The 4,080-nt window shown below is 43.7% G+C and carries 4 protein-coding genes and 2 rRNA genes; all 6 read right to left on the bottom strand.

Going from position 1 to position 4,080, the window contains the following annotated elements; genetic code table 11:
* Positions 1-101: 101 nt before the first annotated feature.
* Complete coding sequence (tsaD, locus tag ACFPOH_RS01870) at positions 102-1,166, bottom strand: tRNA (adenosine(37)-N6)-threonylcarbamoyltransferase complex transferase subunit TsaD (RefSeq protein ID WP_342471079.1); 1,065 nt, start codon at positions 1,164-1,166, stop codon at positions 102-104.
* Positions 1,167-1,610 carry a ribosomal protein S18-alanine N-acetyltransferase gene (gene rimI / locus ACFPOH_RS01865; protein WP_342471078.1) on the bottom strand — a complete coding sequence of 148 codons (444 nt, stop codon included), beginning with the start codon at positions 1,608-1,610 and terminating at the stop codon, positions 1,167-1,169.
* Positions 1,607-2,314, bottom strand: a complete 708-nt coding sequence (gene tsaB / locus ACFPOH_RS01860; RefSeq protein ID WP_342471077.1) for a tRNA (adenosine(37)-N6)-threonylcarbamoyltransferase complex dimerization subunit type 1 TsaB — start codon at positions 2,312-2,314, stop codon at positions 1,607-1,609. Before tsaB ends, rimI begins: the two co-directional genes overlap by 4 nt.
* Positions 2,311-2,766, bottom strand: coding sequence for a tRNA (adenosine(37)-N6)-threonylcarbamoyltransferase complex ATPase subunit type 1 TsaE (tsaE, locus tag ACFPOH_RS01855; protein ID WP_390308715.1), 456 nt, complete (start codon positions 2,764-2,766; stop codon positions 2,311-2,313). Before tsaE ends, tsaB begins: the two co-directional genes overlap by 4 nt.
* Before the next feature lie 1,018 nt (positions 2,767-3,784).
* Positions 3,785-3,900 (bottom strand): 5S ribosomal RNA (rrf, locus tag ACFPOH_RS01850).
* Positions 3,901-3,959: 59 nt separating this feature from the next.
* Positions 3,960-4,080 (bottom strand): 23S ribosomal RNA (locus tag ACFPOH_RS01845); the annotation flags it as partial.

Raw genomic sequence — 4,080 nt, 5'->3', positions numbered from 1 at the left:
TTTACGAAAATACACGGCCAACAAAGATCAACTAACCAAAAATAATGGGGATAAATGGAAAAAGGAGAATTTGAGTTGGCTCAAATTCTCCTTTTTCCTATCTAGAAGCTAGTTTTGTCCCAGCCTCCTTGATTCGGTTGGCGAAGATTGTCGTCTTGAATCCAACTTTTTAATTCTTTTCCGGGCAAACCGTTCATTGACAGGTCTCCCCTTACGCCGGCTTCATACATGTATGCTGCACAGGCGCCAATCATCGCCGCATTATCAGTGCATAAAGAGAGTGGCGGAGCCGTAAATGGTATCCCTTCTTGATCGAGCGCTTTTTGCAAACTTTCTCTTAGTCCGCGGTTCGCCGAAACACCACCGGCCACAATCACTTGTTTGACACCCAGCTCTTTTGCCGCTTTCACCGTTTTGGTTGTCAACACTTCGACCACACTATCTTGGAAGCCTTTTGCAATCTCTTCCGGAATGATTTCTTGTCCCCTCTGCTCCAAATTATGCTTATAATTGATGACTGCCGATTTTAAACCACTGAAACTGAAATCATACGTATCCTCCAACCATGCCCGTGGAAAATCGACGCCCTTTTCCGCTTCGTGAGCCATCCGGTCGATATGCGGTCCTCCCGGATAAGGCAAGTTCAACACCCGTGCCACCTTGTCATAGGCTTCACCTGCCGCATCATCACGGGTTTCTCCGATGACTTCAAAAGAACCGTGCCCTTTCATATAGACGAGCTCCGTATGCCCCCCAGACACTACAAGCGCCAGCAGAGGAAATTGCAACGGTTCCACCAGCGCACTTGCATATATATGCCCGGCAATATGATGCACACCAATGATCGGCAAACCGTGGGCAAAGGCAAAAGCTTTCGCGGCATTGATTCCTATGAGCAATGCGCCGACAAGACCCGGTCCCTCTGTCACCGCAACTGCATCCAAATCAGACGGAACCACATTCGCCTTTTCCAAAGCTTCTTCAATTACAATCGTGATTTGTTCAACATGGTGACGGGACGCAATCTCCGGTACGACCCCACCGAATCTTTTTTGACTTTCGATTTGTGAAGCGACTACGCTTGAGAGGATTTCATTCCCGTTGCGTATGACGCTTGCAGCCGTTTCATCACAGCTTGTTTCAATTGCTAAAATCAAGTTTTCCATTTATAATTTCACCCACATTACTAAAGCATCTTCATGGTTATCTGTATAGTATCCTTTTCGAATTCCGCCATCCTGGAATCCAAGTTTCCGATATAAATTTTGGGCAACTTCATTGGATACCCGTACTTCCAAACTCATCATTTCCGCATTATGTTCTTTCGCCACCCGCATCGCTTCTCTCATCAGCCCTTCACCAATACCTTGGCCTCTTGCTTTTTCGGTCACTGCCACATTGGTGATTTGGGCCGAATCAATGACAATCCACATGCCGCAATAGCCGACAATCGTTCCCGCCTCATCTTCTGCGACAATATAATAAGCATAAGGATTGACTCGCATTTCATAATGGAAGGAATCCAACGACCAGGGAATCGGAAACGATTCGACTTCGATTGCATGCACGGCCTCCACATCTTGCGGAGTCATTTTCCGATATCGAATCATCGTGACTGCCCCTTCTTTTGTTCCTTTATCCAATTTGCCTCTGCTTCGGCTAAACGGTGATATTGGGGAACAAAGGAATGGATCGCTTCTAATGGCGGTATCGGTTCTTTTTCAGCAAGTTCAATTAATTTTGATGCTCTCGGCAAATGGAGAGAAGGGGGTGCGAATTCAGCCAGTTCCCCTAACACGGCTTGGATGTCTTCCTTAAATTTTGTTGCATCCAAGCCAACAAACATAATCGGTCCATCATCTCTTTTTAACTGCTGCAACAGTTCCTCCAACGAACCGTGATGTTCCGGGATGATTGTGTTCAAATCCATACCGCTGTATGCTGCTGCATATACATTTTTTCTTCTTGCATCAAACAGCGCACAAATAGTGCCATTATACAATTCTGCATTGCTTGCAAGCACTTTTAAACTGGATACGCCAACTAAAGGTTTCTTTAAAGTCCATGCCAATGTTTTAGCAATGGTAACCCCTATCCGCAATCCGGTATACGAACCCGGTCCTTCCGAAACGGCGATGGCATCGACATCAGCCGGTTGTAAATTGGCTTTCCGAAAAACTTCTTCAATCGCTGGCATACAAGTGACAGAATGTGTCATATTCGAATTTTGCACAATTTCCGCCAACACTTGTCCATCCTTTGCAATGGCGACGGAAAGTGGTTTATTTGAAGTTTCTATCCCTAACCAAATCATTGAAATAACTCCTCACATAACCGTTCATACCGATTTCCAATCGGTCTAAATATAAACTTTCTTTTATTTTCATCCAATCGTTGAATTTCAATTTCCAATCGTTCTTCCGGCAAATGATCTTCTATTAAATGCGCCCATTCCACAACTGTAACCGCATCACCATAGAATATTTCTTCCCAGCCCAAATCTTCATCGCTGTTTTCCAACCGATAGACATCCAGGTGATTAAGCGGCAATCTTCCTTCATATTGTTTCATGATTGTAAATGTCGGACTGTTTACCGTTCTTGAAATGCCAAGCCCTTTTGCCAATGCTTGAACAAATGTGGTTTTTCCAGCCCCTAAATCTCCTTCGAAAGTAATATTATCTCCAGGCTCAAGTAAATTGGCCAGACGAATGGCTAATTGATTTGTTTCTTCTAATGAATGGACTTCCTTTTCATACATTTCCATCACATATCCTCTCACTTCACATCAACAATAGTTTATCTAAAAGGACTTCGATTCATCAACGAAAAGCAAAATAAAAACATCTCTCTATATAGTAACTCATTCATTTCCTTTCTAGAAATAAATTGTTTTCAATTTATAGAGAGATGTATTTCCATATCCGGTTTATAGAAAAAATTTGAAGAGAAAATGAATCATGCTCGCCACAATAATGAAAATTATCACAATGGTGTTTCTTTTTAACCGTCGCATATTTTCACCTCAAAAAGGGTTGTTATTATATATTTATTCTTTTCACCCTTTTCTGACATTAGATGGGGGGAGAGGGGAGGATTTTGAATATCTTACAGACTTTCAGTCCTCTGAACACTAATATTGCTATAACTTAAATTCTGCTTCTTCAAAAAATGAAAATGAATAAGACTTCCTGTCTTTGATAATGGTTACAAAGCATAAATATTTAAATGTTCAATTTTTTAATGCGACGTCCTACTCTCGCAGGGACCCCCCAACTACCATCGGCGCGAACTCCGAAGCACGTTGACCTTCCACTTTCGTCAAGTTTAGTGGTTGGTGTTTTATGGGACTGGAACACTCGTCTTTCTTTGTTTTCTTGTATCCTCTAAATATTAATATTAAATTAAATCGAATATTGTCTCCTTTTCTAGAAATGAACAGACTTTCTGTCTTATTTGTGTGGAATTTCAATGAAAAAACATTGACGACGTCCTACTCTCGCAGAGGGCCCCCAACTACCATCGGCGCGAACTCCGAAGCACGTTGACCGGCGAATCTCTGCGTCAGTTTCGGCGGTCCGGTGCTCACGTACCCGACGCTTGCGCTCCGGTTCCTCGCTTCCTTGATCTTCTTGGTCCCCGTGCTTCTCGTCTGCTTCTAATCGGTTTGCCGCTTCACTTTTTGGTTCCTGCTTCTGTATCGCGCCGAGCTGACCTCCGGTCTTTGGTAGTTGGGGGCTTATTTTGGGCAATAAAAAAACACCACTTTCGTGGTGTTTCTGCTTGCGAAGCGACGTCCTACTCTCGCAGGGGGAAGCCCCCAACTACCATCGGCGCTAAAGAGCTTAACTTCCGTGTTCGGTATGGGAACGGGTGTGACCTCTTTGCCATCGTCACTTCACCATATTTAGTTGAGAGGTTGTTCTCTCAAAACTGGATAACGGCATTGAAAGCTTTCTTTTGGTTAAGTCCTCGATCGATTAGTATCCGTCAGCTCCACACGTCACCGTGCTTCCACCTCGGACCTATCTACCTCATCGTCTTTGAGGGATCTTACTTGCTTATGCAATGGGAAATCTCA

Source organism: Ureibacillus suwonensis, assembly GCF_042655065.1.
Classification (GTDB): Bacteria; Bacillota; Bacilli; order Bacillales_A; family Planococcaceae; genus Ureibacillus; species Ureibacillus suwonensis.
The sequence above is the reverse complement of the archived record's forward strand: the minus strand, read 5'-3'. Positions and strand labels throughout refer to the sequence as shown.

Excerpts from the sequence above, each read along its gene's own strand:
- tsaD (WP_342471079.1), bottom strand. The coding sequence starts at position 1,166 with ATGGAAAACTTGATTTTAGCAATTGAAACAAGCTGTGATGAAACGGCT.
- rimI (WP_342471078.1), bottom strand. The coding sequence starts at position 1,610 with ATGATTCGATATCGGAAAATGACTCCGCAAGATGTGGAGGCCGTGCAT.
- tsaB (WP_342471077.1), bottom strand. The coding sequence starts at position 2,314 with ATGATTTGGTTAGGGATAGAAACTTCAAATAAACCACTTTCCGTCGCC.
- tsaE (WP_390308715.1), bottom strand. The coding sequence starts at position 2,766 with ATGGAAATGTATGAAAAGGAAGTCCATTCATTAGAAGAAACAAATCAA.